Below are 26880 nucleotides of genomic sequence, written 5' to 3'. Positions count from 1 at the left end.
CCCCGTCCGGCCGCTTTTCCGCGTGTCACGGGATGTTTGCGGGAGGGGGTGCGGGCTGGCTACGTTGCAGAGCCGCTCCCATCCCCCTCCCCAAGGACGCATTCCTATGAAGAAGTCTTCCGCCCGGACGCTCGGTGTCGCCGTTCTCGGTGCCGCTTTCGCCGCTGCCGCCGCCGGTACCGCCTCCGCCGCCGCCCTCCCGCTGGAGACCGCCACCGGCGTCCTGCCCGTCGCCGGCTCCCTGGTGTCGGACGGTGCCTCCACGAAGGCCGTCCAGGACACCGCCACCGACCTCCTCGGCACCAGCCAGACGAAGGTCCTCGGCGAGGCCACCGCCCCGGCCAAGGGTCTCCTCGGCGGTCTGCCGGCCGGCGGCGCCAACACCAGCGGCCTCGGGGTCAACGGGCTGCCGCTCGGCCGCTGAGCCCCGGCCCGTCGCTCCACACGCCTGTGGGCGGACCCCCGAACCGGGGGTCCGCCCACAGGTGTGTCGTGCGCGGGCGGCGTTCCTACCAGGCGGCCGCCGTCGTCGTTCCCGACGTCTTCTCCTCCGGCAGCAGTACCCACAGCGCCAGGTAGAGCAGGAACTGCGGGCCCGGCAGCAGGCACGAGACCAGGAAGATCAGACGCATCGTCCGCGCGGAGGTGCCGAAGCGCCGTGCCAGCGCCGCGCACACTCCGCCGAGCATCCGTCCGTCACGGGGGCGGGCAAGACCGGCCATGGTGGGCTCCTTCGCGAACCGTCCGGGGAGCGTTCCGTTGTGCTCCCGATGTATCCAGGATGGCCCGCGCCCCTGCCTCGGGGCGTCGCTCTACGGGGCGATGCCGACCCTGGAAATCGTCGGGGTGGACCCCTGAGGGCCCCGGGACTCCCGGGGCTGCTCGGGGTCGATCCGGGGCAGCGGACGGATCCGCCGCGCCGTGCGGCGCCGCAGCCGGGCCCGCCAGGCCGGGACGACGAGGACATGGGCGAGCCCGACGCCCACGGTGTTCAGGAGCAGCGAGTCCACGTCGACGACCTGGCCCGGCACCCCGGTCTGGCCCAGCTCGATCGCCAGTGAGATCAGCGCGCCGGCCGCGACCGTACGGGCCAGCGAGGACCACGCCGGGACGGTGAGCCGGCCCCCGGCCAGCGGCAGCAGCACGCCCAGCGGGGCCAGCAGCAGGAGTTCCTTGCCGATGCGGCGGGCCGCCGCCGCGGGGCCGAGCGAGAGATCGGCCTTGATACCGGCGAAGGGCTGGAGATTGGATGCGGTCATCCACGGCACGTCCAGCGGGCGCAGGGTCAGCCAGCCGACGAGCAGCAGATACGCGAGGAGGAGCGAGACCCCGGCCGCGCGGAAGCGGATGACGGCTTGGCCGTCCGAACCTTGACGCACGATCCCCAAGACGCCGCGGGCGGCAGGATCGGTTCCGCTCGCCCCGGGGAGACCTGGCTCACCCGGCGGAAGCGGCGGCCCGGCCCGCGTGGGGCGTGCACCGGGCCGCCCCGGCGGCGGTCACGGCCGGGGTGTCGAGTCCAGCGTCGGCACGGCCTCGGGGCTGGCCTTCGTCTCCGCGGTGCAGAGGTAGCCGCGCGGCGGGTACGTCCCCGGGCCGCCGAGCGTCACCGTGTTCTCGGGGGACAGCGCATCGCTGTCCGCGAAGGTGCAGACGAGCTGGGCCAGCGCCTCCGGCACGAGGTCCTCGGGCTGTTCGCTCAGCCGGAGGGTGTCCGGGGTGTCGCCCCGTCCGGGGCCCGAGACCCGCAGCGCCGCCGGGACCCGGGTGGAGAAGCCCGCCAGCCGCTCGGTCTCCGGCGGTTCCCGCCGCACCTCGTCCAGCAGGGCGCGGGCGATCCTGAGCCGGTCCGAGGTGGACTCCTGGACCCGTACGGTGCGGTCCACCGCGACCAGTTCGCCCGCGCAGACCAGATAGACCTGGACCGGGATGCCCTGCTGGGCCTGGGCGGATATGTCCTCCGCGGGCATCGCGCACGGCACCCGGGACGGGGCCGGTCCGGCGTCGACCGGGACCGAGGTGGTGCGGATCCCGCAGCCCGCCGCCAGGGCCGCGCAGAGCACGGTGGTGGCGAGGGCGGCGGCGGGGCGGGCGCCCCGGCGGTTGCTGGGCGTCACGAGGCGTCGTCCTCCTGGTCCGGGAGCCGCGTCCCGTGCTCCTCGCCGGTGCGGTTCAGCGCCTCGGCGTCGCGCGGCAGCCGCAGGACGAACACCGCGCCGTCGCCGTCCGGGGAGTTCGCCGCGGTGATGTCGCCGCCGTGGATGTGCGCGTTCTCCATGGCGATGGAGAGGCCGAGACCGCTGCCGTCCGAACGCGGCCGGGAGGCGCTGGCCTTGTAGAAACGGTCGAAGACGTGCGGCAGGACGTCCTCGGGGATGCCCGGACCGTGGTCGCGGACCTCGATGACGAGGTCGTCGCCCTCGGTGCGCACCGCGACCCGTACCGGCGAACCGCCGTGCTTCAGCGCGTTGCCGATCAGATTGGCCAGGATCACGTCGAGCCGGCGCGGATCGAGGCGGACCATCATGCCGCGCTCGGCGTCCAGGTCCACCGCGTCCAGCCAGGCACGGGCGTCGATGCACGCGGTCACCTGGTCGGCCACGTCGACCGTGTCGAGCACCAGCCGGGCGGTGCCCGCGTCGAAACGGGTCACCTCCATCAGGTTCTCCACCAGGTCGTTCAGCCGCCGGGTCTCGCTGACCACCAGGTTCACGGCGGGCGCGATCATCGGGTCGAGGCTGTCCGCCTCGTCCTCCAGCACCTCGGTGACCGCGGTGAGCGCGGTCAGCGGGGTGCGCAGCTCGTGCGACATGTCGGCGACGAAACGGCGGCTGGACTCCTCCCGCGCGCTCATGTCCGCGACCTTCTTCTCCAGGGAGCCGGCCGTGCGGTTGAACGTCCTGGAGAGCTCGGCCAGTTCGTCCGTGCCCGAGACCACGAGACGGGTGTCCAGCTTGCCCTCGCCGAGCTTGCGCGCGGCCTCGCCGAGCCGCTGCACGGGCCGCAGCACCGTCGTCGCCGCCGCCTGCGCGAGCAGCGCGGAGCCCACCAGGGCCAGCGCCGTGGCGATCCCCAGCGACCAGGCCAGCGAGTTGAGGTCCTGCCGTTCCTGGTCCAGCGATTTGAGCATGTAGCCGGTCGGGCCGCCGCCGATGATCTTCGTGCCGGCGACCAGGTACGGCGTACCGCGGATCGAGGTCCGCTGCCAGAACAGGTGGTACTGGTACTTGTTGCCCGCCTTCACCGGCTGCTTGCGGTCCACCTGTTCCTGCAGCGACTCCGGCACGTTGTCGCGCGTGAAGGTGTCCAGGTCGGAGTTGCCGACGATGGGCTTGCCCGGATCGCGCTCGTCTATCAGCAGGACGCTGTAGCCGGGGCTGCTGCTCGCCATCTGCACGGCGGCCGTCTGGAGGTCGTCCCGCGACGGCTTCAGCGGCAGCGAGGCCGCCCGGGTCTGCATCTCCTGACGGAAGTCGCCGAGCGCCGCGTCCTGCGTACGCGTCAGCACCGCCTCGCGGTTCAGCCAGTACGCGATCGCGGAGGCCGACACCGCGGCGGTGAGCGCGACCAGCGCGAAGACGATGACCAGCCGCAGCCGCAGGCTGGTCCAGCGGAGCCCGCTGAGCAGGCCCCGCTTCACCGCGGTACTCACTGCGGCGAGTCCAGCCGGTATCCGACGCCCCGTACCGTACGGATCAGGGTCGGCGAGGACGGTACGTCCTCCACCTTGGCGCGCAGCCGCTGCACACAGGCGTCCACCAGCCGGGAGTCGCCGAGGTAGTCGTGCTCCCAGACCAGCCGCAGCAGTTGCTGCCGGGACAGCGCCTGACCGGGCCGGCGGCTCAGCTCCAGCAGCAGCCGCAGCTCGGTCGGCGTGAGCTGCAGGTCCTCGCCGTTCTTGGTGACGGTCATCGCGGACCGGTCGATCACCACGTTGCCGAAGGTCGCCGAATCGGTCGACTCCCGCTCGCCGCGGCGCAGCACCGCGCGGATCCGGGCGTCGAGCACCCGGCCCTGCACGGGTTTCACCACGTAGTCGTCGGCCCCCGACTCCAGACCGACCACGACGTCGATGTCGTCGCTCCGCGCGGTCAGCAGGATGATCGGCAGCTGGTCGGTGCGCCGGATGCGCCGGCACACCTCGAAACCGTCGATCCCGGGCAGCATCACATCCAGCACGACCAGGTCGGGCCGCTGCTCACGGAGCAGGTTCAGGCCGTCCTCTCCCGTCGCCGCGGTGGCCACACGGTGGCCCTGGCGTGACAGCGAGAGTTCGAGGGCCGTGCGGATGGCGTCGTCGTCCTCGATCAGCAACAGGAAAGGCACGCTGGTCATTCTGACCCATGGGGGTGCCCCAGTTCGACAGTTGGTCCCCTCTCTTGCGTCCCGCACCCCGTTCCCACGCGTCCCACACCCCTCATGCGTACGCTCCGCGCACCGTCCGCGCACCCTTCGTGCACCTTCCGTGCTTCTTGATCACCTTCGCGCAGGGGCCTGTGACAGGTCTGTGACAGTCGGCGGACAGCGCCATGAAATCGCCCCGGCAAGCTCGGTGGCACAAGGAACGGACGGACTCCACCGATGGGGGGCGCGAGATGAACGCAACTCACAGCATCACCGCAAGCGCAGTCGTCACGCGTCTCCACGACGTCGGGCGGAGCACCGAGAAGTCCGGCCCGGCACTGAACGGGCGGGGGTGCGAGCGCGCCGCGAGGCGTCCGCACCCGGCGTTCATGACGGTGGTCGACGCCGGCGACGGGGGAAGCGCGTACGGGGAGGGCTCGGGGGAGCGGAAGGTCCCGGCGCGGACCGAGGACGCCGAAGCGGCGTTCACGGCCTACGTCCGGGAGCGCCGTGCCTCCCTGTACGCCACCGCCTACCACCTGACCGGTGACCGGTTCGAGGCCGAGGACCTGCTGCAGAGCGCGCTGTTCTCGACGTACCGGGCCTGGGACCGGATCAGCGACAAGGCGGCGGTCGGCGGCTATCTGCGCCGCACCATGACCAATCTGCACATCAGCGCCTGGCGCAGGCGCAAGCTGAACGAGTACCCGACCGAGGAGCTGCCGGAGACGGCGGGCGACACGGACGCGATGCGCGGTACGGAGCTGCGCGCCGTGCTCTGGCAGGCGCTGGCGCGCCTCCCCGAGCTGCAGCGCACGATGCTCGTCCTGCGGTACTACGAAGGCCGTACGGACCCGGAGATCGCGTCCATCCTCGACATCAGTGTCGGCACGGTGAAGTCGAGCATCTGGCGCTCCCTGCGCCGGCTGCGCGAGGACGAGGTCCTCAGCTTCGGCCGTGACGAGGAGGAGTCCTTCGGCGAGCTGGTGGCCTGAGGCAGGGGGAACCCGCGGGAAGGGCTCGGGGGAGTCCGGGGGCCCGCGGGGCACGGGGATACGGGGGTATCGGGGGAAAAAGGGGGGACCACGGGGGAACGTGATCGCCGCTTCGGGGGAAGCGGCGGTGCACGGGGGACCACGGGGAAAGCCGAAGGGTCGGACGGGCCGGGGGGTCTTGTCCGACCCTTTGGCGTGTCCGGGGGCCGGGGGCGTACCCCCGTGCACCGCGGGCTGTCCCGCCGGGGCTGACGGAACGGCCCTCAGCCGGCGTCGGGGCCGGACGGCTCCGCGGTCGCGGGCACGGCCGCGCTCGCCGTCGCGGGGGTCCGGCAGCGGCCCGCCGCCGCGGCGGCCAGGCGGCCCAGGGCCTCGTCCTTGCCGCAGGGGTACGCGCCCAGCCCGGTCTGGCGCGCCACGATCCGGCGCTCGCTGCGCATCAGCCGCCAGCCCCGCCGCAGCAGGAACGGCACCGACTTGCGGCCCTCGCGCAGATCGCGCAGGAGCCGGCGGCGGAACGTCGTCGAGGGACGGCCGCGCAGGCACAGCGCGTCGGCGAGGAGGCCCAGCGACTGGCACCGCCCGACGATGTCCGCGGCGAAGATCCCCTCGGCGACGAAGAGCGGGGTGCGCTCGATGTGGAAGCCCTCGTGGCCGGTGCGCGAACTGGTGGCGATGTCGTACACCGGGACGTCCGTGTGCCCGGTGCGGCACAGCTCCTCGATCGCGGCGACGGCGGCGTCCGCGTCCCAGGAGTCGGGGGAGTCCCAGTCGATGTCCTGGGAGCCGGTGACCAGGGGCAGCGTGGGGTCGCCCGCCTCCTTGTAGAAGTCGTCCAGCCGCAGCACCGGAAGGCCGGTGCGCGCGGCGAGGGAGGACTTGCCGGAACCGGAGGGGCCCGCCAGCAGGACGACACGGCTCGAAATCGCTTGGGAACTCACAGAACACGAGTGTGAGGCATTGACCCGCACAGGGGATCCCCCGGAGGTCTTGTTGGTATCCAGCATCACACCTCAACTACGCTACGCATTCAGTCGATTACCCGATTCGATCGACGGTTCGATCGACCCGACCAGGCGGGAACCCCATGGCACGTCACGCACGATTCACCTCCCGGCGCCGCACGCTGCTGCGCGCGGGCCTGACCGTCACCGCGGTCGGCGCCGCGCTCGGCGCGGGGGGTGCGGCGGCCCAGGCGGCGCCGCTGCCCCTCGTCCAGGCGACGGGCACCGACACCAGCATCGGCGACGCCACCGAGGCGGCCGGCGGCGCGGTCACCGGTGCCCTCGGCAGCGCGGTGGGCAACGGCCTCGCCCCGGTGACCCACCTCCGGCTCGACCCGCTGGCCGGCACCGGCGTGGACCCGCTGGACAACGGGGTCGGCACCCAGGTCGCCGACTTCAAGCCGGTCTCCACGGCCCTGGTCACCGACCCGCTCACCAGCGGCGGCGCGCTCAAGGACCTGCCGGTCGTCGGCCAGGTCACCGGGCTGCTGCACGGCTGACGCAGGGCCGACGCACGCGAGGGCGCGGGCCGGGCACCCGGGAGATCCGGGGCCCGGCCCGCGCCCTTCGCGCGCACGCCCGCGTACGAGCCGACAGGTCCTCGTACGAGTCGCCAGGAGTCGCCTGCGAGTCGGGGCCTGTCAGTACGAGGAGCCCGAGACGCCCAGCGCGCCCGTGGGGTGCCAGACGGTCTTGGTCTCCAGGAACGCGGTCAGGCGGTGCGTGCCGGGGTCCCCGGACCAGTCGGGCTCCGCGTCGGCGTCCACAGCCTGTGGACGCCGGACGCGCTTGAGGTTGTCCGCCGCCGCGATCTCCAGCTCCCTGGCCAGCTCCGCGCCGGCCCCGGTGAGGTCGATGCCGTTGACGTCCTGGTGCGAGGCCAGGGGCGTGGCGATCTCCGCCGTGCGGCCGGACAGGATGTTGACGACGCCGCCCGGGACGTCCGAGGTGGCCAGCACCTCGGCCAGGGACAGCGCGGGGAGCGGGGCGTGCTCCGAGGCGACGACGACCGCCGTGTTGCCGGTGGCGATCACCGGGGCCAGCACCGAGACCAGGCCCAGGAACGAGGACTTTTGCGGGGCCAGGACCGCCACGACACCGGTCGGTTCGGGCGTCGAGAGGTTGAAGAACGGGCCCGCGACCGGGTTCGCCCCGCCCACGACCTGGGCGATCTTGTCGGTCCAGCCCGCGTACCAGACCCACCGGTCGACGGCCGCGTCCACCACGGCCGCCGCCTTGGACTTCGACAGGCCCTCGGCCTCCGTCACCTCGCGGACGAACTGGTCCCGGCGGCCCTCCAGCATCTCCGCGACGCGGTAGAGGACCTGGCCGCGGTTGTACGCGGTCGCGCCCGACCAGCCGCCGAACGCCTTGCGGGCGGCCACGACCGCGTCGCGCGCGTCCTTGCGGGAGGACTGCGGGGCGTTCGCCAGCCACCTGCCCTTGGAGTCCGTCACCTCGTACACCCGGCCGCTCTCGGAGCGGGGGAACTTGCCCCCGACGTACAGCTTGTAGGTCTTGAAGACGCTCAGTCGGTCATCGGACATCGAGGTACGCCTCCAGGCCGTGGCGGCCGCCTTCGCGGCCGAAGCCCGACTCCTTGTAGCCGCCGAACGGCGAGGTCGGGTCGAACTTGTTGAACGTGTTGGCCCAGACGACGCCCGCCCGGAGCTTGTTGGCCACCGCGAGGATGCGGGAGCCCTTCTCCGTCCAGATGCCGGCCGACAGGCCGTACTGGCTGTTGTTGGCCTTGGCGACCGCCTCGTCCGGGGTGCGGAACGACAGCACGGAGAGCACCGGGCCGAAGATCTCGTCGCGGGCGACGGTGTGCGCCTGGGTGACGTTGGTGAACAGCGTCGGGGCGAACCAGTAGCCCGCCGAAGGTAGTTCGCAGGGAACCGACCAGCGGTCCGCGCCCTCGGCCTCGCCGGTCTCGGCGAGCGCGGTGATCCGGGCGAGCTGCTCCGCGGAGTTGATCGCGCCGATGTCGGTGTTCTTGTCCAGCGGGTCGCCGAGGCGCAGCGTGGAGAGCCGGCGCTTCAGGGCGTCCAGCAGCTCCTCCTCGATCGACTCCTGGACCAGGAGGCGCGAACCCGCGCAGCAGACCTGGCCCTGGTTGAAGAAGATGCCGGTGACGATGCCCTCGACGGCCTGGTCGAGCGGGGCGTCGTCGAAGACGATGTTGGCGCCCTTGCCGCCCAGCTCCAGGGTGACCTTCTTGTCGGTCCCCGCGACCTGGCGGGCGATGGCCTTGCCGACGGCGGTCGAGCCGGTGAAGGCGACCTTGTTGACGTCCCCGTGCTCCACGAGCGCCTGGCCCGCGTCGCCGTAGCCGGTGAGGATGTTGACGACGCCCTTGGGCAGCCCGGCCTGCCGGCAGATGTCCGCGAAGAACAGGGCGGAGAGCGGGGTCGTCTCGGCGGGCTTGAGGACCACCGTGTTGCCCGTGGCGAGCGCCGGGGCGATCTTCCACGCGAGCATCAGCAGCGGGAAGTTCCACGGGATGACCTGCCCGGCCACGCCCAGCGGACGCGGGTCCGGGCCGTAGCCCGCGTGGTCCAGCTTGTCGGCCCAGCCCGCGTAGTAGAAGAAGTGCGCGGCGACCAGCGGGAGGTCCGCGTCGCGGGTCTCCTTGATCGGCTTGCCGTTGTCCAGGGTCTCCAGGACGGCCAGTTCGCGGGAGCGCTCCTGGATGATCCGGGCGATCCGGAACAGGTACTTGGCGCGCTCGGAGCCGGGCAGCGCCGACCACTTCTCGAACGCCCTGCGGGCCGCCTTCACGGCGCGGTCCACGTCCTCGGCTCCCGCGCGGGCGACCTCGGACAGCACCTCCTCGGAGGACGGGCTGACCGTCTTGAAGACCCTGCCGTCGGCCGCGTCGGTGAACTCACCGTCGATGAACAGGCCGTACGAGGGGGCGATGTCGACGACGGAGCGGGACTCCGGTGCCGGTGCGTACTCGAATGCGGATGCCATGGGGTATCAGTCCACCGTCACGTAATCGGGGCCGGAGTAACGGCCGGTGCTGAGCTTCTGGCGCTGCATCAGCAGATCGTTCAGCAGGCTGGAGGCGCCGAAGCGGAACCAGTGGTTGTCCAGCCAGTCCTCGCCCGCCGTCTCGTTGACCAGCACCAGGAACTTGATCGCGTCCTTGGAGGTGCGGATGCCGCCGGCCGGCTTCACGCCGATCTGGACGCCGGTCTGCGCACGGAAGTCGCGCACCGCCTCCAGCATCAGCAGGGTGTTCGCGGGCGTGGCGTTGGTGGCGACCTTGCCCGTCGAGGTCTTGATGAAGTCCGCGCCCGCCAGCATCCCGAGCCAGGAGGCCCGCCGGATGTTGTCGTACGTGGACAGCTCGCCGGTCTCGAAGATCACCTTGAGGCGGGCGGCCCCGCACTCCGCCTTCACGGCGAGGATCTCCTCGTACACCTTCAGATAGCGGCCGGAGAGGAAGGCGCCCCGGTCGATCACCATGTCGATCTCGTCGGCACCGGCCGCGACGGCGTCGCGGACGTCCGCGAGCTTCACGTCCAGCGCGGCGCGCCCCGCCGGGAAGGCCGTCGCCACGGAGGCCACCTTCACACCGGAGCCGGCCAGCGCGGCCGCGGCGGTGGCCGCCATGTCGGGGTAGACGCAGACGGCGGCGGTGCGCGGCGCCGTGCGGTCGGTGGGGTCGGGGTGGAGGGCCTTGGCGGCCAGCGCCCGGACCTTGCCCGGGGTGTCCGCGCCTTCCAGCGTCGTCAGGTCGATCATCGAGATGGCCAGGTCGATGGCGTACGCCTTGGCCGTCGTCTTGACCGAGCGGGTTCCGAGCGCGGCGGCGCGGGCTTCCAGGCCGACGGCGTCGACGCCGGGCAGCCCGTGCAGGAAGCGGCGCAGCGCACTGTCGGACGCCGTCGCTTCGGCGAATGCGGGTGCAGTGGTGGGCATGGTCACCACATGAGCATATCTACGCGCGTAGCGGCCTGTACAGGGGGTGGGGTCCGGCCACGGTTCCCGGCGTCCCCGCCGCGCGGGCCGCCGCCCACCCCGCCGGGCACGTCCGCGTGTCCGGACGGCCGCCCCGGCACGCGCCGCGGCCGTCAGGCAGAATCGGGCCCATGACGAGCCCCACGCCGCCCTCCGAGCCCACCTACGCCGACCGGACCTTCCGGTCGCCCGCCGGGCTGGTCGGGGGCGCCCTGATGCTCCTGCTCATCTGCTGGATCGGCGGGGACGCCGCGTTCCGGGGGCACGGCCGCGTGCCGTGGCTGGCCCTGGCCGGACTGCTGACCTCGGTGCCGCTGGTGATCGCCTTCACCCTGCGGCCCGTCGTGGCGGTCAACGACGAGCGCATCCGCATCCGCAACCCGTTCCGCACGATCGTCCTGCCGTGGACCGAGGTCGCCGACGTGCGCGCCGGGTACTCCAGCGAGCTGTTCACCGCCGACGGCCAGAAGTTCCAGCTCTGGGCGGTCCCGGTCTCGCTGCGCCAGCGCAAGAAGGCCGCCCGCAACCAGTCGCGCGCCGCCATGGACGACCCGCACCGCCGCACCTCCGTCACCGCCGACGTCCGCGACTCCAAGGCCCGCGTCGCCCCCGCCGACCAGACGGTCGTCGACCTGCGCGAGCTGGCCGAGCGCGCCGGCGGCGAACCCGTTCCCGGCGGCACCGCCCGCTCGATCCGCTGGGCCTACGAGATCATCGCCCCGGCCGTCGTCGGCGCGGTGCTGCTCGTGGTGCTGGGGGCGTTCGGCTGAGGGCGGCGGCCGTCAGATCTTGATGACCGTGACGCGTGGTCCGCAGAGGACGGCGAGGTCCTCCGGGTCCGAGGTCAGGACGGTGACGGGGCCGGGGGCCGAGAGGGCCGTGGCGGCGACCATGGCGTCGATGGCGTACTTGTGACCGTGCAGTCCGGCGTCGGCCAGGAGCGCGGCGGCCTGCCGGGCGAGGGAGTCGTCGACGGCTTCCACCACGAGGCGGGACAGGGTCCATTCCAGGGCCGGCCGGTTGATGCGTGGATGGATCACTTCGACGAGCGTGGCTGCGGACGTGATGACGCGCAGGTCGTCCGCACGGGCCAGCGCCAGCCAGCCCGTGACGGTCCGGTCGCGCAGAACGGCCCGGGCCAGTCCCTCGCTGTCGAGGACGAGCGTGCCGCCCGGGGTGGCGCTGGGCCGGGTCATGCGGCGGTGGCGTCCTTCTCCGTCGGGCGGCGGCGGGCCTCGTGCAGCTGATCGCGCAGGGCCTGGATCTCACCGTCCGTGACGGGGCCGTGCTCGGCCTCGGCGACCTGGATGAGTTCGTTGAGGTTGTCGCGCTCGATCTGGCGGCTGACGGCGGCGGCCACATAGGCGGACAGCCCTGAATGCCCGCTGCGCGCGCGGGCTGCCTCGGCGATGTCGCGGGGCATGGTGATGGAGTACTTGCCGGTGGGGTCACTCATGCTCTTTATCCTACCCGCTGTCCTCCTTGCCCTGGTGTCCCTTTCCGTGCGCGGTAGTCGTGCAGCCGCCGGAATCCCGTATCCGCGTGTATGCCGGGCGGCCGGGGGGCAACCAGCCGGTGAAAGCCGACCGGTTCGGCGGTTTTTCGGTGTACCGGTCACCTCCGTCTCCTTACATTGCGCCTGCCGCACCGGCATCCGACCGGGCGGCGGGGGGTGGGGCGTGATGGCGGGCGGGACGGCGGGCGGTGCGAGAGCCGAGGCGGGCGGGGCGCGGTGCCGGGTCGATGTGGCGGCCGGCGGAGGATACGAGTGGCGGCTGGTCGCGCAGAACGGGCGCGTGGTCGCCGTATCGGCCGGGACGCACGAGGCGTACGCGCAGTGCCTGGCCGATTTCGGCGAGATGCGCGCACGGGCCGCGGAGCTGAGCGGCGGGGTGCAGCACGCCCCCGGCGGCAACGGCTGGGTCTGGGTGCTGCGGGACGCGGCCGGGCGGTCGGTGGCGGTGTCGGCGCGGGCGTACGAACGGCACTCGACCTGCCGGGCCGCCCACGAGCGGTTCCGCTTGCTCCTGGGGGAGCTGGGGGCGGCGTGAGGGGAAGTTGCCCGTAGGGCACACCTCGTTCACACAGCGGTGCGGGCCCGGCCACCGCACCCCGCGACCGTCTGCCGCGTGACGAGAGATACGAGTGGGGCCGAGGCCGAGGCGCCCCGGCGGCTGTACGCGGATCCCGGGCTGCCCGACCGCGTCTTCCGCGGGGTGGCGCGCGGCGGCGGCGGGCTGGTCCTCGCGGTGATGCTGCTGGTCGGCGGGTTCCTGCTGTACCGCGCCTGGCAGGCCCTCTCCCGGGCCGGCTGGTCGTTCCTGACCACCGAGACCTGGGAGCCGGACGCCGGACGCTTCGGGATCGCCGCCGTCCTCGTCGGGACCGTGCTGATCGCGGTGGTGGCGGTCGCCGTCGCCGTACCGCTGGCGGTCGGCGGGGCGCTGTACATCTCCGAGTACGCCCCCGCCCGGCTGCGCCGCACCCTGATCAGCGTCGTCGACCTGATGGCCGCCGTGCCGTCCGTCGTCTACGGGCTGTGGGGGCTCTTCTTCTTCGAGGGGAAGATCCTGCCCACGGCCCGCTGGATGGCGACCTACCTCGACTGGATCCCCTTCCTCCGGGTGAGGGGCGCCGACCCGGACGATCCGCTCGCCCCCGAGACCGTGTACACCTCCTCGACCTTCGTCGCCGGGGTCGTCGTCGCGCTGATGGTGGCGCCCATCGCCTGCTCGGTGATGCGCGAGGTGTTCTCGCAGGCGCCGGTCGGCGAGCGGGAGGGGGCGTACGCGCTGGGCGCCACCCGCTGGGGCATGATCCGCAGCGTCGTCCTCCCGTTCGGCAGGGGCGGCATGATCGGCGGCACCATGCTCGGGCTCGGCCGGGCGCTCGGCGAGACCATCGGCGTCTACCTGATCATCTCGCCGGTCTTCGAGATCCAGTGGCACGTGCTGCAGAGCGGCACCAGCTCGGTCGCCGCGCTGATCGCCCTGCGCTACGGCGAGGCCAGCGAGTTCGGCATGTCGGCGCTGATGGCCGCGGGCCTCGCGCTCTTCCTGATGACCCTCGTCGTCAACTTCGCCGCGTCGTCGATCGTCGCCCGCAGCCGTTCCGGCGCGGCGAGCGAGTAAGTGAACAGGGCTGGAGACCATATGACCCTCGCACCCGAGAAGCCCGCCGTCGCCGAGGAGCGGACGCGGACCGCGGGGGAGCGGCGCCGCTCCACGCGTCTGCTGCGCGCCACCGACGTGTACGCCCTGCTGGGCGCCGCGGCCGCCGCGCTCTCCGTGACCGCGCTGCTCTTCACCCGGCTGCTGCCGTTCAGCGGCACGGTCGGCTTCCTCGTCATCGCCTATCTGCTCTTCCTCGGCTTGTACGCACTGCTCGTCTCCCTGGACGAGAACGGCCCGGCCGTACGCGACCGGCTGGCCGCCGTCGTCGTGCAGAGCCTCGGCCTGGTCATGGTCGTGGCGCTCGGCTTCGTCATCGTGTTCACGCTGTGGGAGGGCCGCAAGGCACTGCCGCACCTCAACTTCTTCACCGAGGACATGGCGAAGGCCGGGCCCCTGGACCCGCTGTCGGCCGGCGGCATCCTGCACGCGATCCTCGGCACGCTGGAGCAGATCACCATCGCCCTGGCCCTCACCGTGCCGAGCGGCATGGTCTGCGCGGTCTTCCTCAACGAGGTCCCGGGCCGCTTCGCCCGCTTCGTGCGCACGGTCGTCGAGGCGATGACCGCGCTGCCGTCCGTCGTCGCGGGCCTGTTCGTCTACGCGACGGTGATCCTGGCCCTCGGCTTCGACCGGTCCGGGCTCGCCGCCTCCCTCGCGCTCGCCGTGATGATGCTGCCGATCATCATCCGGGCGGCGGACGTGGTGATCCGGCTCGTCCCGGGCACCCTGCGGGAGGCCTCGTACGCGCTCGGCACCTCCCGCTGGCGCACCGTCTGGCACGTGGTGCTGCCCACCGCCCGCTCCGGACTGACCACCTCCGTCATCCTCGGCACCGCGCGCGGCATCGGCGAGACCTCGCCCGTGCTGCTCACCGCCGGGTTCACCGCCGAGATCAACGGCGACCCGCTCTCCGGACCGCAGGTCTCGCTGCCGCTCGCCACCTTCGAGTTCGTCAAATCACCCGAACCCACCATGATCGCCCGCGGTTTCGGCACGGCGGCCGTGCTGATGGCGCTGGTGCTCGTGCTGTTCGTCGTCGCGCGCGTCATCGGCGGGCGCGGACCGGGTCAGCTGACCCGGCGCCAGGAGCACCGCCGCGTCCTGGCCTCACGCCGGGACGCCGAGCGCTTCGCGGCCCGCTCCCCGAAGCCCGCGACCGCCTTGCGGCCGCGCCCCACCGACACAGGAGTGAGTGACCAGTGAGACCGGCAACCGTCTCCCGACTGACCACGGCGGTGGCGGCACTGGTGTGCGCGCTGCTCGCCCTGCACCAGCCGCCCGCGCGGGCGGCCGGATACACGAAGATCAGCGGCGGCGGCTCCACCTGGAGCTCCAACGCCCTCGACCAGTGGCGCCGCAATGTGTCCGCCAACAGCGGCATGACCGTCAACTACGCGGCGGTCGGCTCCTCGGTGGGCCGTGAGCAGTTCAAGAACGGCACCGCGGACTTCGCGGTCTCCGAGATCCCCTACGGGCTCACCGAGGCCGGCATGCGCGACGCCCCGCCGAAGCGGGGGTACGCGTACATGCCGATCGTCGCCGGCGGAACGGCCTTCATGTACAACCTGAGGATCGGCGGGAAGAAGGTCACCAACCTGCGGCTCTCCGGCGAGGTCGTCACCAAGATCTTCACCGGGACGCTGACCATGTGGAACGCCCCCGAGATCAAGGCCGACAACCCCGGGCTCGCGCTGCCCGCCCGCCGCATCATCCCCGTCGTGCGCTCCGACGGCTCCGGCACGACCGCCCAGCTGACCACCTGGCTGGCCAAGGAGCACGGCGGGCTGTGGGACGCGTACTGCAAGCGCGCCGGACGCTCCACACCCTGCGGGATGACCTCGTACTTCCCGGTCGTGCCCGGCTCCTCGACCATCGCCAAGTCCGGCTCGCTCGGCGTCTCCGGCTACACCAAGCAGGGCCACGCCGAGGGCGCGATCACCTACGTCGAGTACTCGTACGCGATCAAGACCGGCTTCCCGGTCGCCAAGATGCTCAACGCCTCGGGCTACTACGTCGAACCGACCGCCTCCAGCGTCGCCGTCGCCCTGCTGAAGGCCCGGATCAACGAGGACCGGAACTCCGAGAACTACCTGACCCAGATCCTGGACGGCGTCTACCGCTCCGGCGACCGCCGCACGTACCCGCTCTCCTCCTACAGCTACATGATCGTGCCCACGAACGCGGAGGCCCCCTTCACGACCGCCAAGGGCAGGACGCTCGGCACCTTCGCCAACTACTTCCTCTGCGAGGGCCAGCAGCAGGCCGAGGAACTCGGCTACTCGCCGCTGCCCAAGAACCTCGTCCAGGCCGGCTTCACCCAGGTGAGCCGCATCCCCGGCGCCCCCGCGTCGAGCGTCGACCTCTCGAAGTGCCGCAACCCCACGTTCTCCTCCGACGGCTCCAACACCCTGGCCAGGAACGCCCCCTACCCCAAGGCCTGTGACAAACGCGGCTCCACGCAGTGCGCCGACGGCACGGCGGGCGCCAAGCAGCAGACCCGGGTCGTCCCCGCCGCGACCGGCGGCGGTTCGGGAGGCGGCGGCAACGGCGGCGGTACGGGGGGCGGTTCCGGCTCCCCGGGCGGTACGGGCGGTACGGGCGGTGCCCCGGGCGGCTCCGCGGGCGGCGCCTCCCCGGCCGACGGCGGCGCGGCGGCGGCGGGCGGAGCGGCCTCCGGCGCCGTCGACCCCGACACCGGCGAACCGATCGACGACTCCGGCGGTGCCGGGGGCGGCGACGCCTCCGTCGTCGGCAATCCGGTCACCCTCGCCGCCGCCGACTCGGCCGGGCTGCGCGGTGTGCTGATGGCGCTCTCCGCGGTGCTGCTCGTCGGCGTGGTCGTCGGACCGCCCCTCACCGCGCGTGCGCTCGCCGCGCGCAACCGACGCAAGGAAGGGCCGCGATGAACCGCAGACGCCTCATGGCGGGGACCGGAGCCCTGCTCGCCGCCCTGGTGCTCGCGCTGCTGCCGCTGCCGGCCACCACGGCCCCCGCCCGCGCCGACTCCGGTTCGGCGGTGACGGTGAGCGGCCGCAAGGGCCCGTACGACGACTTCTCGAAGCTGCGGGTCACCGTCCACCAGACGAAGCAGCTGCGCGGCCAGGGGGTGCGGATCACCTGGACCGGCGGCAGGGGCACCACGACCGGGTTCGCGTACAACTACCTCCAGATCATGCAGTGCTGGGGCGACGACCCGTCCGGACCCACGCGCGAGCAGTGCCAGTTCGGTGCCGGGATGTCCCCGTCGCTGGGCGGGAACTGGACCGGCCTGCGCCAGATCGGGGCGGGGGCGGTCGACCCCGAGGAGAAGACCTACGTCGGCAACGGGCCGGGCGGCGAGTCCTACGTGCCCTTCCGGCCCGCGGACGGGGGCCCCGCCACCGTCTCCTCGCGCGACTGGACCTACTTCGCCACGCTCGACTCCAACGAGGAGCCCTTCGCCGTCACCCAGGCCGACGGCACGGGTGAGTTCACCTTCCAGATGCAGTCGGGGCAGGAGGCCTCCCAGCTCGGCTGCGGCAACGAGACGAAGAAGGCCGGCGGGACCACCACCCGCCCCTGCTGGCTCGTCGTCGTCCCGCGCGGCGAGCACGAGGTGGACGGAGGCCCCGGCCCCAGCGGCAACCGCCTGGAGACCTCGCCCCTGACCGCGACGAACTGGGCCCAGCGCCTGGTGGTGCCGCTGAGCTTCCAGCCCGTCGGCACCACCTGCCCGACGGACCGGGCCGAGCGCCGGGTGATCGGATCCGAACTCGTCACCGAGGCCATGAGCGCGTGGCAGCCGGTCCTCTGCGGCACCTCCGGCGGTGCCACGTACGCGTTCACCCAGAGCGGTGAGGAGCACGTGCGGGACACGCTCGCCCGGCCCACCGCCGGCTCCCCGCACCTCGGCTTCACCGTCGGGCCGCTGCCCCCGCCGGACGAGGGCGGAGCGGTGCACGCGCCGGTCGCGGTCAGCGGCCTCGTGGTCGGCTTCTTCGTCGAGATGCCGGGCTCCGGGCGGCTCGCCTCGATGAACCTCACCCCGCGCCTCATCGCCAAAATGCTCACCTCCTCGTACCAGAAAGGCGTGGTGAACAGAATCAGGGAAGTTCCCGAACATCTGAAGGGAAATCCCGTCAGCCTGTTCCACGACGAGGAATTCAGGAAGCTCAATCCCGTCTTCGAGACGTGGCCGAACTCGCTGGCCCCGTCCAATCTCGTGGTCCAGCTGGACAATTCCGACACCAGCGCGATGCTGTGGCAGTGGCTGCGGTCCGACCGCGAGGCGCGGGAATTCCTGGCCGGTGCGCCCGACCCCTGGGGCGCCCGGGTGAACCCGTACTTCAAGGACCTCCACCTGGACACCGACACGAGCGTCGACGACTTCCCCAAGGCCGACCCGACCGTCGTCACCCTGACGGTCGGCCCGCAGTCCGTGACGTACGGCAGCGACGAGATCGCCCCCTACGTCCAGGACATGCACGAGGGCGCGCTGCGCACCCGCCGGGGCAACGCCGGAGCCACGACCACCGCGGTCCCGGGCCCCGACAACTCGCCCCAGACGCCCGCGAAACTCGTCAACACCCCTCCGCAGGCCGGCCAGCGCATGGTCCTCGCCCTCGTCGACGCTGCCTCCGCGGCCCGCTACGGACTCCAGACCGCCGCCCTGCGCAACGCCGACGGCACCTTCGTCGCCCCCACGCCCGCCTCGCTCCTCGCGGGCGTCGGCGCGATGCGCGACACCTCGGGCGTACTCGCCCCGAACCCCGGTGGCGCCAAGGGCGCGGCGTACCCGCTCGCCTCGGTCGTCCACGCGGCGGCCTACACCACCGCGCCGGCCGCCGAGCGCAAGGACTACGCCGGCCTCATCCGGTACGCGGCCGGCCCCGGCCAGACCCCCGGCCTCGCGCCCGGACTGCTGCCGCCCGGCTACGCCCCGCTGCCCGAGGCGCTGCGCACCCGCGCGCTGGCCGCCGCCGACCGGCTGGAGCGCGGCGGCGCGGCAGCCGGGGCGGGGCCCGGTGCCGGGGGAGCGCCGGATGCCGGCGGGTCCGGCACCGGCGGGGGGTCCGGGGGGTCCGGCGGAGCGGGCGGCGGCGGTCCGGGCGGCGGCGGGGCCGCCCGCCGGCCCGGGGGGGGGGGGGCGCCCGCCCCCCCCACGGCGGGTGGACGGTGAGGGGCCGTCAATGTGCGGGCACAACCGCCCGGTCGAGCGCTTCGCCCTCGGGGGCCGGCTCCGCCGGGCCTGGGTCCGCCGCACGGCCCAGGTGGTTGAAGGCCAGGTTGAGGACGATCGCCACCACGCATCCGGTCGAGATCCCGGAGTCGAGCACGACCAGCAGGTCCTTCGGGAAGGCGTGGTAGAAGTCCGGCGCGGCGATGGGTATCAGGCCGACGCCGACGGCCGCGGCGACGATCAGCGCGTTCTCGCCCTTCTCCAGCGCGGCGGTGGCCAGGGTCTGGATACCGCTCGCGGCGACCGAGCCGAACAGGACGATGCCCGCGCCGCCGAGCACGGGCAGCGGGACCAGCGCGATGACGGACGCCGCGACGGGGAACAGGCCGAGCAGGATCAGGATGCCGCCGCCCGCCGCGACGACGAAACGGCTGCGTACCTTCGTCATGGCGACCAGGCCGATGTTCTGGGCGAAGGCGCTGCACATGAAGCCGTTGAACAGCGGGCTGAGCGCGCTGCCCAGGGTGTCGGCGCGCAGTCCGCCCTCGATCGTCCGCTCGTCGGCCGGGCGGTCGACGATCCGGCCGAGGGCCAGCATGTCGGCGGTCGACTCGGTCATGCAGACCAGCATCACGATGCACATGGAGACGATCGCGGCGATCTCGAACTGCGGGGCGCCGAAGTGGAACGGGGTGGGGAAGCCGACCACGTCGGCGTCGCCGATCGCACCGAAGTCGGTGATGCCGACGGGGATGGCGACGAGGGTGCCGGCGACCAGGCCGAGCAGGATCGCGATCTGTTGGAGGAAGCCCCGGAGCAGTTTGCGCAGCGCCAGCACGATCACCAGGGTGACGGCGGCCATGGTGATGTTGGTGGTGGAGCCGTAGTCGTCGGCGGTGGCGTTGCCGCCCTGGGACCAGTTGAAGGCGACCGGCAGCAGGGAGACACCGATCAGGGTGATGACGGTGCCGGTGACGACCGGTGGGAAGAAGCGGACGAGCTTGCAGAAGTACGGGGCGAGGACGAAGCCGAGGAGGCTGGCGACGATGATCGCGCCGAAGATCACGGCGATGCCGTCGTGCCCCCGGTCCTTGCCTATGGCGACCATCGGGGTCACCCCGGCGAAGGAGACGCCGTTGACGAACGGCAGCCGGGCGCCTATCCGCCAGAAGCCGAGCGTCTGGAGCAGGGTGGCGATGCCGGCGGTGAAGAGGCTCGCCCCCATCAGGAAGGCGGTCTCCTTGGGGGTGAGGCCCACGGCGGGCCCCACGATCATGGGCGGGGCGACCACGCCCGCGTACATCGCGGCCACGTGCTGGAGGCCGCTGGTCACCATCTTCAGTGGGGGGAGCGTCTCGTCGACCGGATGTTTCCGGTCGGAGGCCGCTTCGGGTCCGGGTGCTGCACTGGCGTCGTTGCGAAACCTGGGCGTGGCTGCCACGGCGGTTCCTCCGGTCGGGTACACGTCTGCGGTGACGTGGGTGTCAGGGAGGTGGTGCCGGGGCCGGTCCGGGGACCGGGCCCCGTGTGGTGCGTTGATGCAGGTGGGGCAGGTCGTGCAGCTGGTGCGGGCAGCTTCGGTCGCCGGTGCGGGAGGCGTCCGCGCTGGGCGGATGCCTCCCGCACCGGTTGCCGCGGACCCCGCTCGGGTCCGCGGCGGCCGGACGAGGGCCGTCCCCCTCGGCCGGCCGGTTCGGGGGGGCGGGTCAGGCTCCGGCGGCGATCCCGGCGAGGCGCCGGGCCTCGTCACGGGTGGCGACGGCGATGGCGTCCTCGTCCGCGGTGACCAGCCGGCCCGACTCGACGACGGGCCGGCCGCCGACGAGCGAGAGGGTGACGGGCGCGGCGGCGCCGAAGACGAGCGCGGTCACCGGGTCGGCGATGGAGGCATGGGCGAGGGTGTCCATCCTCCAGAGCACGACGTCGGCGAGCTTGCCGGGTTCCAGGGAGCCGATCTGGTCGGCACGGCCCAGGACCCTGGCCCCGCCGTACGTGCCGAGCCGGAGCGCCTGACGGGCGTTCAGGGCGCGTTCGCGGTGCGGGCCGAGGCGGTTGACGAGGAGGGCGTTGCGCAGCTCGGTGTGGAGTTCGCCGGACTCGTTGGAGGCGGTGCCGTCGACGCCGAGGCCGACCGGGACCCCGGCGGCGAGCATGTCCGGGACCCGGGCGATGCCGGCGGCGAGCCGGGCGTTGGAGGACGGGCAGTGGGCGACGCCGGTGCCGGTGCGGGCGAACGCGGCGATGTCGGCGTCGTTCATGTGGACGCAGTGCGCCATCCACACGTCCTCGCCGAGCCAGCCGGTGGACGCGAAGTAGTCGGTCGGTCCCATGCCGAACAGCTCGTGGCAGAACTTCTCCTCCTCCACGGTCTCCGAGCCGTGGGTGTGCAGCCGGACCCCGCGCCTGCGGGCCAGTTCGGCGCCCTCGCGCATGAGTGCGGTGGAGACGGAGAACGGGGAGCAGGGGGCGACGGCGATCTGGGTCATCGCGTCGAAGGAGGCGTCGTGGTGGGCGTCGATGGTCGCCTCGGTGGCGGCGAGCGCTCCCTCCAGGGTCTCGACGGCGAAGTCCGGCGGCAGTCCGCCGTCCTTCTCGCTGCGGTCCATGGAGCCCCGGGCGAGGGTGAACCGTACGCCCATGTCCCGGGCGGCGCCGATGATCGCGCCGGACAGGTCGCCCGAGCCGCGCGGGTAGACGTAGTGGTGGTCCATCGCGGTGGTGACGCCGCCGCGCGCCATCATGGCGAGCGAGCCCTGGGCGGCGGCGCGGACCATCGGTTCGTCGATGCGCGCCCAGGTCGGGTAGAGGGCGACCAGCCACTCGAAGAGGTTGTGGTCGGTGGCCAGGCCCCGGGTGATCCACTGGTAGAAGTGGTGGTGCGTGTTGATCAGGCCCGGGGTGAGCAGATGCCCGGTGCCGTCGATCCGGCGTACGACGTTCTCCAGACCCTCGGGGGCCCGGCCTGCGCCGACGGACTCGATGCGGCCGTCCGCGACGACGAGGTGTCCCGAGGCGTACTCGGTGTCGTCGGCGTCGACGGTCGCGATCGAGCAGTTCTCGATGACGATGCGTTCCACTCGGCCGGTTGCCGCCATGGTGCGTCCTTCTCTCGTCGGGGGTGCGGGCACGGCAGGACCCTAGGAGGATTTGAGTGCCGCGGCGGTGAGGCGGGCCGCGGGTGCCGAGAGGGTGGAGGGGCTGGGTGTGACCGGTGGAGGCGCGCCGGTCCGCCCCGGGCGGACGGACCCGGCGCGCCGCCGGGTCAGAGGTTGGTCAGGTCGACCGGGATCTGCGGCTCGACGCCGTCCCGGAGCACGGTGGCCTCGATCAGGCCGTACGGCCGGTCGGCCGCGAAGTAGACCTCGTTGTCGTTCTTGAGGCCGAAGGGCTCCAGGTCGACGAGGAAGTGGTGGTTGTTCGGCAGCGAGAAGCGGATCTCGTCGATCTCGCTGCGGCTGTTGATGATCCGCGAACCCATCTGGTAAAGGGTCTGCTGGAGCGAGAGGGAGTACGTCTCGGCGAAGGCCTGGAGCATGTGCGTGCGCGCCTGCTCGTAGGACTTCTCCCAGTTGGGCATCCGCTGCTCGTCGCTGGTCCAGTTGTAGCGCCAGCGGGCCGAGACGTCGGTGGCCAGGATGCGGTCGTACGCCTCCTTGAGCGTCGTGTACTCGTCCTTGACGTACCCCCAGAACTCGGAGTTCGTCGAGTTGAGCACGGTCAGCTCCTTGAGCCCGGAGATGATCTGCCAGTGCTCGCCGTCGAAGGTGATCTGGCTGGTGCGGATCTCCTGGTTGCGGCGGACGAAGGAGTGGTTGACCTCGTCCGAGCCGATGAAGCGGGAGTTGGCGTCGGAGGTGGCGATGCGGTCCCAGGCGTACTGCTCGATGCGGATCCGGGCCCGCTTGATCGGCTCCTGGGACGTCACGAAGTGGCGGGCGAGATGGATGCCGAACTGCTCGGCGGAGTCGATGCCGTGCTGCTTGGCGAAGGCGAACACCGTGTTCTTGGTGGTGTCCGTGGGCAGGACGTTGGCGTTGGATCCCGAGTAGTGGACCTCGTCCATGTCGCCGGAGAGGGCGACGGAGACGTTGAGGTCCTTGATGTGGTGGGTGTCGCCGTCCCGCACGATCCTGACGACGCGGTTCTCTGCTTTGCCGTACTGGTTCTGGCCGAGAATCGTGGGCATGGTCTGCTAGCTCCCTCGGTATACGGAGTAGCCGAACGGGTTGAGCAGCAGCGGTACGTGGTAGTGCTCGCCCGGAGTGACGGCGAAGGTGATCGCCACCTCCGGGAAGAACGCACCGCTGTCCCTTACGCGGGGGGCGTCCTGCTGCGCCTCGGCTTGCTTCTTGGCGGTGAAGTACGGCTCGGTCTCGAAGTCCAGCCGTACGTGGGTGGTGCCTTCCGGCAGGGCCGGCAGGTCCTTGCAGCGCCCGTCCGCATCGGTCGTGGACCCGCCGAGCGCCACCCACGGCGCGTCGCCGCCGCCGCGGGCGGAGAGCGAGACGGGGACGGCCCCGGCCGGGCGGCCGATGCTGGTGTCCAGGATGTGCGTGGACACCGATGCGGTGGTCGAGGTGCTCAAGGCCTTGCTCTCCTTCGGTTACGTGTCCTCGGCGACGAGGCGCGTGAGGCGGACGCGGTTGATCCTGCCCAGTTCGGTGCGGACGACCTCGCGCTCCCGCTCCGGCGTGTTCCCGATCCGGGACTTCACGGCGTCGCGCATCTGCTCACCGGTGGCCCCGGTGGCGCAGATCAGGAAGACGTGGCCGAACCGTTCCTGGTAGGCCAGGTTCAGGGCGAGCATCTCGGCCTTGAGTTCCTCGGAGGCTCCGGCCATCCCCCGCTGTTCGCGGGAGGAGACCGGGTCCCCGGGCTTCGGCCGGCCGATCGGGGGGTGACCGGCCATGGCCTCGGCCAGGTCCCGCGCGTCGAGTGCCGCCGTGGCGGTGTCGCTCGCGGAGAACAGGGCTTCGGCGGTGGCGTACGGGCGGTGGGCGAGGATCGCACGTCCCCAGGCCGTACTGGCACAGACCTCGTGCAGTGCGGTGGCCGCGGCCTCGTCCGCCAGGGTGTTGAACCGGGCCAGGCCCGGCGTGGAGCTCGAAGTCACGGGAGCCTCCGTGGCTGTGGTGCGCTGTGCGTTGGTCGGGCTGCGGGATAGCTAACGCCCTCCACCACACCACGTCAACACTTTGTTGAAATTCCGTTCATGTAAAAAGCCGCCGCCCGGTGATCCGGACGGCGGCCCGCGCGTTCATGTGCGCGTAACACGGGAAGGCGGCTCCAACTAGCCGCTCTTGGAGCCGTTTTCCCTGTTCAGGTAGTTGTAGACGGTGAACCGCGAGACGCCGAGCGCGCCCGCCACGGTCTCCACGCCGTGCCGCACGGAGAAGGCACCGCGCGCCTCCAGGGTGCGGACGACCTCCTGCTTGGTACGGCGGTCCAGCTCGGCGAGCGGTCTGCCGTGCCGGCGCTCCATCGCGGCGAGGATGTGGTCCAGCGATTCGGAGAGCTGCGGGAGCCGGACGGCTATGACGGCCTCGCCCTCCCAGGCCAGGACGACGTCGTCGGCCTCGGCCTCGCCGGGTCCGAGCAGCTCCGCGCCCATCGCGTCGACGAGCGGTCTGACCGCGCCGATCAGGGGGTGCTCCGCGGCCCCGGTCACCGCGGGCCCTCCCCGATCACGTTGACCTGGAGGGAGACCCGGGTGGCCCCGGACGCCAGGGTCCGGCGGAGCAGGGAGTCCACCGCGGTGAGCACCGCGTCCGCGCCGCCCTCCGCCGTGTTGCCGAAGGGGCCGACGTCCACGGCGTCCAGCTCGGCGGACTGGATGACCTCGCGGGCCACGACCGCGTGGGCCGGTGCCTCGTCGAGGTCGAAGGGCTCGGTGGTGAACTCCACTCTCAGGCGCACGGTCTCTCCTCTTGCCTCGGGCCGCGTCCGGGGCGGCCCGCAACTCCGGACCGACCCTAGCGCCCGGGGCCCGCCACCGGCAGCACGCAGACGGCGGCCGGGAAGGCGAAGGGCGCTCCCGTCGGGGTGAGGGCGCCGGTGGCGGCGTCGACCCGGAAGACGGTGACGGTGCCGGAACGCTGGTTGGCGGCCAGGAGGAGGGCACCGTCCGGGGAGAGGGCGGTGTGCCGGGGGAAGTCGCCGCCGACCGGGACGGTGTCCAGCAGGCGCAGCGCGGCCCCGTCGCCCTCGACGGCGTAGCGGGTGAGGCTGTTGTGCCCCCGGTTGGCGAGGTAGGCGAAGCGGCCGTCGGCGGTGACCAGGAGCTGGGCGGGGTAGCTGGTGCCGGCCCCGGTGCCGGTGGACTGCGGGGTGCCGGGGGTGAGGGTGCCGGTGGCGGGGTCGTAGCCGCAGACGACGACGGTGTTGTCGAGTTCGCAGGCGAGGTACGCGTACCGGCCGCCGGGGTGGAAGGTGAGGTGGCGCGGTCCGGCGCCGGGGCGCAGGGCGGCGTACGAGAGCTGGTCCAGGGTGCCGCGCGTCTCGTCGAGTCGGTAGGTGTACACCGTGTCGTTGCCCAGGTCGACGGCGAGGACGTGGCCGCCGTCGGGGGCGGTGACGATCTGGTGGGCGTGCGGCCCGCCCTGTCCGGGTCCGGGGGCGGGCGCGGTGTGGGCGACCAGGTCGGTGCGCTCGCCGATCGATCCGTCGTCGGCCAGGGGGTGCACGGCGACGCTGCCGGAGGTGTAGTTGGCGCTCAGCAGCCAGCGGCCGCCCGGGTGGACCGAGAGGTGGCAGGGGCCGGCGCCGCCGGTGGAGCGGGTGCCGAGCACCCGGAAGGTCCCGTCCCCGGCGAGCGCGACAGCGGTCACGCCCCCGTCGCTCCGCTCGTCGACGGCGTACAGGGTGCGCCCCGCGGGGTGGAGCGCGAGGTACGAGGGGTCGGGGACTCCGGTGACGGTCGTCCGGGCGGTGATCGCCCCGCTCACCGGGTCGTAGGAGGCCACGCCGATGCCGGTGCCACCGGGGCTGGTCGTGGTGTACGTGCCGAGGAAGAGCGTTCCGGCCGCGCGGACCGGGGGCTTCGGCGGGCGGGGGCGGCGCTCCTCGCGCGGGAGGCCGGGGGCGGCGGCGAGCGCGCCGCCCGCCAGGAGCGCGCCGAGGACGGTGCGGCGGCTGGTGGGGGAAGTCATGCGAGGCACCTCGTGGGGTCGGTGGCGTCGGACGGCACAGCCACAGTGGCGCTCCCCGGGGCCGCGGGCAAGAGACGCACCGGCCATTGCGCACAGCGCAACGCGGTTCCGACGCCCGTCCGTTCGGACCCCCGCGAGCGGCGGAATTTCCGGGGCCCCCTTGACAGTCCCCCACCCGCCCCGGCAACCTTCCATAAAGCAGAAACAGACTTCCGCAATACGGAAGGAGCGCCGACACCCTCATGGGCTACCCGGACCAGCGCTTCGATGTGAACCTGTCGATCCTCTTCACGGAACTCCCGCTCCTGGAGCGCCCCGCGGCCGCCGCCGCGGCGGGCTTCACCGCGGTCGAGCTGTGGTGGCCGTGGATCGACGACCCCACCCCCGAGCAGGCCGAGCTCGACGCCCTCAAGCAGGCGCTCGACGACGCCGGCACCCGGCTCGTGGGCCTGAACTTCTACGCCGGACGGCTGCCCGGCCCCGACCGCGGCGCGCTCTCCGTGCCGGGCGAGGAGTCCGACCGCTTCCGCGCCAACATCGAGGTGGCGGCGGCCTTCGCCGCCTCGGTCGGCTGCACGGCGCTCAACGCGCTGTACGGCAACCGGATCGACGGCGTCGACCCGGCCGTCCAGGACGCGCTCGCCCTGGAGAACCTGACCGAGGCCGCCCGCGCCGCCGACCGGATCGGGGCGGTCCTGCTGATCGAGACCCTGAACAGGCCGGAGTCCCCGGACTATCCGCTGGTGAGCGCGGAGGCGGCGATCGAGGTGGTCGACCGGGTCAACGCGGCGACCGGTCTCGGCAACGCGAAGTTCCTGCTGGACCTGTACCACCTGTCGATGAACGGCGAGGACCTCGGCCGGGTGATCGCCGCGTACGCGAGCCGGACCGGTCACGTCCAGATCGCCGACAATCCGGGGCGCGGCGCGCCCGGCACCGGATCTCTCCCGCTGGAGCGGCTGCTCGACGAGCTGACGAAGGCCGGGTACGAGGGCCGGGTCGGCCTGGAGTACAAGCCGGGCGACCGTCCGAGCGCCGCCTCCTTCGACTGGCTCCCGGCCACCGCGCGGGCCGCCCGCTGAGCGCGGC

29 protein-coding genes are annotated in these 26880 nt (G+C 72.5%); 10 read left to right on the top strand and 19 right to left on the bottom strand.

The annotated features are described in order from the left end of the window. Window positions 1-106: 106 nt before the first annotated feature. A complete protein-coding gene (locus ACFVDM_RS16795; protein WP_383639537.1) occupies window positions 107-424 on the top strand; it encodes a hypothetical protein in 318 nt (105 codons plus the stop codon). Window positions 425-509: 85 nt separating this feature from the next. On the opposite strand, the gene ACFVDM_RS16790 is transcribed toward ACFVDM_RS16795, so the two are convergent. From ACFVDM_RS16790 to afsQ1, 5 genes are all read right to left on the bottom strand, one after another. After that, a complete protein-coding gene (locus tag ACFVDM_RS16790; protein ID WP_383639534.1) occupies window positions 510-722 on the bottom strand; it encodes a PspC domain-containing protein in 213 nt (70 codons plus the stop codon). A 90-nt stretch (window positions 723-812) separates the two neighbouring features. Beyond that, window positions 813-1379, bottom strand: coding sequence for a VanZ family protein (locus ACFVDM_RS16785; protein ID WP_383639532.1), 567 nt, complete (start codon window positions 1377-1379; stop codon window positions 813-815). Between the two features lie 120 nt (window positions 1380-1499). After that, window positions 1500-2117: a hypothetical protein gene (locus ACFVDM_RS16780; protein WP_383639529.1), complete on the bottom strand. Its 618-nt coding sequence runs from the start codon at window positions 2115-2117 to the stop codon at window positions 1500-1502. Then, window positions 2114-3652, bottom strand: coding sequence for an ATP-binding protein (locus ACFVDM_RS16775; RefSeq protein ID WP_383639526.1), 1539 nt, complete (start codon window positions 3650-3652; stop codon window positions 2114-2116). Before ACFVDM_RS16775 ends, ACFVDM_RS16780 begins: the two co-directional genes overlap by 4 nt. Then, the gene (gene afsQ1 / locus ACFVDM_RS16770; RefSeq protein WP_026171255.1) at window positions 3649-4326 is read right to left on the bottom strand and encodes a two-component system response regulator AfsQ1; all 678 of its coding nucleotides are present in this window, start codon (window positions 4324-4326) and stop codon (window positions 3649-3651) included. The genes ACFVDM_RS16775 and afsQ1 overlap by 4 nt, the downstream gene beginning before the upstream one ends. Before the next feature lie 269 nt (window positions 4327-4595). On the opposite strand from afsQ1, the gene ACFVDM_RS16765 reads away from it, so the two are divergent. Next, the gene (locus tag ACFVDM_RS16765) at window positions 4596-5339 is read left to right on the top strand and encodes a SigE family RNA polymerase sigma factor (RefSeq protein WP_383639523.1); all 744 of its coding nucleotides are present in this window, start codon (window positions 4596-4598) and stop codon (window positions 5337-5339) included. A gap of 263 nt (window positions 5340-5602) precedes the next feature. On the opposite strand, the gene ACFVDM_RS16760 is transcribed toward ACFVDM_RS16765, so the two are convergent. Next, on the bottom strand, window positions 5603-6346 hold the full coding sequence (locus tag ACFVDM_RS16760) for a uridine kinase (protein WP_383639521.1): 744 nt from the start codon (window positions 6344-6346) through the stop codon (window positions 5603-5605). 80 nt (window positions 6347-6426) lie between these two features. Between ACFVDM_RS16760 and ACFVDM_RS16755 the strand changes: the two genes are divergently transcribed. Further along, on the top strand, window positions 6427-6843 hold the full coding sequence (locus tag ACFVDM_RS16755; protein ID WP_383639518.1) for a hypothetical protein: 417 nt from the start codon (window positions 6427-6429) through the stop codon (window positions 6841-6843). Window positions 6844-6984: 141 nt separating this feature from the next. Here the strand turns inward: ACFVDM_RS16755 and ACFVDM_RS16750 are convergent, their stop codons facing one another. The 3 genes from ACFVDM_RS16750 to deoC are packed head-to-tail and all read right to left on the bottom strand — an operon-like array spanning window position 6985 to window position 10273. Next, the gene (locus ACFVDM_RS16750) at window positions 6985-7890 is read right to left on the bottom strand and encodes an aldehyde dehydrogenase family protein (protein ID WP_383639515.1); all 906 of its coding nucleotides are present in this window, start codon (window positions 7888-7890) and stop codon (window positions 6985-6987) included. Further along, entirely contained in the window at window positions 7880-9319 is a 1440-nt protein-coding gene (locus tag ACFVDM_RS16745; RefSeq protein ID WP_383639512.1) for an aldehyde dehydrogenase family protein, read from the bottom strand. Before ACFVDM_RS16745 ends, ACFVDM_RS16750 begins: the two co-directional genes overlap by 11 nt. A 6-nt stretch (window positions 9320-9325) precedes the next feature. After that, window positions 9326-10273 carry a deoxyribose-phosphate aldolase gene (gene deoC / locus ACFVDM_RS16740; protein WP_383639510.1) on the bottom strand — a complete coding sequence of 316 codons (948 nt, stop codon included), beginning with the start codon at window positions 10271-10273 and terminating at the stop codon, window positions 9326-9328. A 170-nt stretch (window positions 10274-10443) separates the two neighbouring features. Here deoC and ACFVDM_RS16735 point away from each other — a divergent pair, with 170 nt between their 5' ends. Next, a complete protein-coding gene (locus ACFVDM_RS16735) occupies window positions 10444-11082 on the top strand; it encodes a PH domain-containing protein (RefSeq protein ID WP_383639507.1) in 639 nt (212 codons plus the stop codon). Between the two features lie 12 nt (window positions 11083-11094). Here ACFVDM_RS16735 and ACFVDM_RS16730 read toward each other — a convergent pair whose 3' ends face one another. Continuing rightward, on the bottom strand, window positions 11095-11508 hold the full coding sequence (locus tag ACFVDM_RS16730) for a DNA-binding protein (RefSeq protein WP_383639504.1): 414 nt from the start codon (window positions 11506-11508) through the stop codon (window positions 11095-11097). Then, the gene (locus tag ACFVDM_RS16725) at window positions 11505-11768 is read right to left on the bottom strand and encodes a CopG family transcriptional regulator (protein ID WP_383639502.1); all 264 of its coding nucleotides are present in this window, start codon (window positions 11766-11768) and stop codon (window positions 11505-11507) included. Before ACFVDM_RS16725 ends, ACFVDM_RS16730 begins: the two co-directional genes overlap by 4 nt. Window positions 11769-11994: 226 nt before the next feature. On the opposite strand from ACFVDM_RS16725, the gene ACFVDM_RS16720 reads away from it, so the two are divergent. The 5 genes from ACFVDM_RS16720 to ACFVDM_RS16700 all read left to right on the top strand — a co-directional run bounded on the left by ACFVDM_RS16720 (window position 11995) and on the right by ACFVDM_RS16700 (window position 18643). Then, window positions 11995-12363: a hypothetical protein gene (locus ACFVDM_RS16720; RefSeq protein WP_383639499.1), complete on the top strand. Its 369-nt coding sequence runs from the start codon at window positions 11995-11997 to the stop codon at window positions 12361-12363. A 78-nt stretch (window positions 12364-12441) separates the two neighbouring features. Continuing rightward, window positions 12442-13443 (top strand): phosphate ABC transporter permease subunit PstC, encoded by a 1002-nt coding sequence (pstC, locus tag ACFVDM_RS16715; protein ID WP_383639496.1) that lies wholly within the window; start codon window positions 12442-12444, stop codon window positions 13441-13443. A gap of 21 nt (window positions 13444-13464) precedes the next feature. Continuing rightward, window positions 13465-14688, top strand: a complete 1224-nt coding sequence (gene pstA / locus ACFVDM_RS16710; RefSeq protein ID WP_383639494.1) for a phosphate ABC transporter permease PstA — start codon at window positions 13465-13467, stop codon at window positions 14686-14688. After that, the gene (pstS, locus tag ACFVDM_RS16705) at window positions 14685-16391 is read left to right on the top strand and encodes a phosphate ABC transporter substrate-binding protein PstS (protein ID WP_383639491.1); all 1707 of its coding nucleotides are present in this window, start codon (window positions 14685-14687) and stop codon (window positions 16389-16391) included. Before pstA ends, pstS begins: the two co-directional genes overlap by 4 nt. Then, window positions 16388-18643, top strand: coding sequence for a hypothetical protein (locus ACFVDM_RS16700; RefSeq protein WP_383639488.1), 2256 nt, complete (start codon window positions 16388-16390; stop codon window positions 18641-18643). The genes pstS and ACFVDM_RS16700 overlap by 4 nt, the downstream gene beginning before the upstream one ends. A 7-nt stretch (window positions 18644-18650) precedes the next feature. Here the strand turns inward: ACFVDM_RS16700 and ACFVDM_RS16695 are convergent, their stop codons facing one another. The 8 genes from ACFVDM_RS16695 to ACFVDM_RS16660 all read right to left on the bottom strand — a co-directional run bounded on the left by ACFVDM_RS16695 (window position 18651) and on the right by ACFVDM_RS16660 (window position 25791). After that, entirely contained in the window at window positions 18651-20084 is a 1434-nt protein-coding gene (locus tag ACFVDM_RS16695) for a nucleobase:cation symporter-2 family protein (protein ID WP_383639485.1), read from the bottom strand. Window positions 20085-20349: 265 nt separating this feature from the next. Then, complete coding sequence (locus ACFVDM_RS16690) at window positions 20350-21738, bottom strand: 8-oxoguanine deaminase (protein WP_383639481.1); 1389 nt, start codon at window positions 21736-21738, stop codon at window positions 20350-20352. A gap of 167 nt (window positions 21739-21905) precedes the next feature. Then, window positions 21906-22829, bottom strand: a complete 924-nt coding sequence (gene pucL / locus ACFVDM_RS16685; RefSeq protein WP_383639478.1) for a factor-independent urate hydroxylase — start codon at window positions 22827-22829, stop codon at window positions 21906-21908. A 6-nt stretch (window positions 22830-22835) separates the two neighbouring features. Then, window positions 22836-23228: a hydroxyisourate hydrolase gene (uraH, locus tag ACFVDM_RS16680; protein ID WP_383639475.1), complete on the bottom strand. Its 393-nt coding sequence runs from the start codon at window positions 23226-23228 to the stop codon at window positions 22836-22838. Window positions 23229-23246: 18 nt separating this feature from the next. After that, entirely contained in the window at window positions 23247-23756 is a 510-nt protein-coding gene (uraD, locus tag ACFVDM_RS16675) for a 2-oxo-4-hydroxy-4-carboxy-5-ureidoimidazoline decarboxylase (RefSeq protein ID WP_383639472.1), read from the bottom strand. 177 nt (window positions 23757-23933) lie between these two features. Then, window positions 23934-24254, bottom strand: coding sequence for a helix-turn-helix domain-containing protein (locus ACFVDM_RS16670; protein WP_383640126.1), 321 nt, complete (start codon window positions 24252-24254; stop codon window positions 23934-23936). Window positions 24255-24307: 53 nt separating this feature from the next. After that, window positions 24308-24559, bottom strand: coding sequence for a hypothetical protein (locus ACFVDM_RS16665; RefSeq protein WP_383639469.1), 252 nt, complete (start codon window positions 24557-24559; stop codon window positions 24308-24310). Window positions 24560-24615: 56 nt separating this feature from the next. Further along, the gene (locus tag ACFVDM_RS16660; protein WP_383639466.1) at window positions 24616-25791 is read right to left on the bottom strand and encodes a lactonase family protein; all 1176 of its coding nucleotides are present in this window, start codon (window positions 25789-25791) and stop codon (window positions 24616-24618) included. 242 nt (window positions 25792-26033) lie between these two features. Between ACFVDM_RS16660 and ACFVDM_RS16655 the strand changes: the two genes are divergently transcribed. Then, complete coding sequence (locus ACFVDM_RS16655) at window positions 26034-26873, top strand: TIM barrel protein (protein WP_383639463.1); 840 nt, start codon at window positions 26034-26036, stop codon at window positions 26871-26873. Window positions 26874-26880 lie beyond the last annotated feature (7 nt).

It is taken from the genome of Streptomyces sp. NPDC057682, from assembly GCF_042799575.1.
GTDB lineage: Bacteria > Actinomycetota > Actinomycetes > Streptomycetales > Streptomycetaceae > Streptomyces.
Note: the sequence above shows the minus strand (reverse complement) of the source record. Positions and strands in the feature narration are given on the sequence as shown.

What these genes read in the sequence shown, in the direction of transcription:
- ACFVDM_RS16795 (WP_383639537.1), top strand. Translation starts at nt 107, where the DNA reads ATGAAGAAGTCTTCCGCCCGGACGCTCGGTGTCGCCGTTCTCGGTGCC.
- ACFVDM_RS16790 (WP_383639534.1), bottom strand. Translation starts at nt 722, where the DNA reads ATGGCCGGTCTTGCCCGCCCCCGTGACGGACGGATGCTCGGCGGAGTG.
- ACFVDM_RS16765 (WP_383639523.1), top strand. Translation starts at nt 4,596, where the DNA reads ATGAACGCAACTCACAGCATCACCGCAAGCGCAGTCGTCACGCGTCTC.
- ACFVDM_RS16760 (WP_383639521.1), bottom strand. Translation starts at nt 6,346, where the DNA reads ATGCTGGATACCAACAAGACCTCCGGGGGATCCCCTGTGCGGGTCAAT.
- ACFVDM_RS16755 (WP_383639518.1), top strand. Translation starts at nt 6,427, where the DNA reads ATGGCACGTCACGCACGATTCACCTCCCGGCGCCGCACGCTGCTGCGC.
- ACFVDM_RS16750 (WP_383639515.1), bottom strand. Translation starts at nt 7,890, where the DNA reads ATGTCCGATGACCGACTGAGCGTCTTCAAGACCTACAAGCTGTACGTC.
- ACFVDM_RS16745 (WP_383639512.1), bottom strand. Translation starts at nt 9,319, where the DNA reads ATGGCATCCGCATTCGAGTACGCACCGGCACCGGAGTCCCGCTCCGTC.
- deoC (WP_383639510.1), bottom strand. Translation starts at nt 10,273, where the DNA reads ATGCCCACCACTGCACCCGCATTCGCCGAAGCGACGGCGTCCGACAGT.
- ACFVDM_RS16735 (WP_383639507.1), top strand. Translation starts at nt 10,444, where the DNA reads ATGACGAGCCCCACGCCGCCCTCCGAGCCCACCTACGCCGACCGGACC.
- ACFVDM_RS16730 (WP_383639504.1), bottom strand. Translation starts at nt 11,508, where the DNA reads ATGACCCGGCCCAGCGCCACCCCGGGCGGCACGCTCGTCCTCGACAGC.
- ACFVDM_RS16725 (WP_383639502.1), bottom strand. Translation starts at nt 11,768, where the DNA reads ATGAGTGACCCCACCGGCAAGTACTCCATCACCATGCCCCGCGACATC.
- ACFVDM_RS16720 (WP_383639499.1), top strand. Translation starts at nt 11,995, where the DNA reads ATGGCGGGCGGGACGGCGGGCGGTGCGAGAGCCGAGGCGGGCGGGGCG.
- pstA (WP_383639494.1), top strand. Translation starts at nt 13,465, where the DNA reads ATGACCCTCGCACCCGAGAAGCCCGCCGTCGCCGAGGAGCGGACGCGG.
- ACFVDM_RS16700 (WP_383639488.1), top strand. Translation starts at nt 16,388, where the DNA reads ATGAACCGCAGACGCCTCATGGCGGGGACCGGAGCCCTGCTCGCCGCC.
- ACFVDM_RS16690 (WP_383639481.1), bottom strand. Translation starts at nt 21,738, where the DNA reads ATGGCGGCAACCGGCCGAGTGGAACGCATCGTCATCGAGAACTGCTCG.
- pucL (WP_383639478.1), bottom strand. Translation starts at nt 22,829, where the DNA reads ATGCCCACGATTCTCGGCCAGAACCAGTACGGCAAAGCAGAGAACCGC.
- ACFVDM_RS16670 (WP_383640126.1), bottom strand. Translation starts at nt 24,254, where the DNA reads ATGGGCGCGGAGCTGCTCGGACCCGGCGAGGCCGAGGCCGACGACGTC.
- ACFVDM_RS16660 (WP_383639466.1), bottom strand. Translation starts at nt 25,791, where the DNA reads ATGACTTCCCCCACCAGCCGCCGCACCGTCCTCGGCGCGCTCCTGGCG.
- ACFVDM_RS16655 (WP_383639463.1), top strand. Translation starts at nt 26,034, where the DNA reads ATGGGCTACCCGGACCAGCGCTTCGATGTGAACCTGTCGATCCTCTTC.